General features: G+C 59.9%; 1 pseudogene. It reads left to right on the top strand.

The annotated features are described in order from the left end of the window. Nucleotides 1-322: pseudogene (locus RCF13_RS09200) on the top strand (PrkA family serine protein kinase); the annotation flags it as partial.

Genomic DNA, 322 nt, shown 5'->3' with positions numbered 1-322 from the left:
CTTGACGGCGACGCAGGAAGGCAACTTCAAGGGCACCGAGGGTTTCTCGGCGATCCCGTTCAACGGTTGCATCCTGGCGCACTCGAACGAGTCGGAATGGCAGACCTTCCGCAACAACAAGCACAACGAGGCTTTCCTCGACCGTATCTATATCGTCAAGGTGCCTTACTGCCTGCAGGTGTCGGAAGAAGTCCGCATCTACGAGAAGCTGCTGCATCACAGCTCGCTGTCGACGGCGCCGTGCGCGCCGGGGACGCTGGACATGATGGCGCAGTTCTCGGTGCTGACCCGGCTGAAGGAGCCGGAGAATTCCAGCATCTAC

Origin of the sequence: Stenotrophomonas maltophilia group sp. RNC7 (genome assembly GCF_030910085.1) — a bacterium.
Lineage (GTDB): Bacteria > Pseudomonadota > Gammaproteobacteria > Xanthomonadales > Xanthomonadaceae > Stenotrophomonas > Stenotrophomonas sepilia.
The sequence above is the reverse complement of the archived record's forward strand: the minus strand, read 5'-3'. Positions and strand labels throughout refer to the sequence as shown.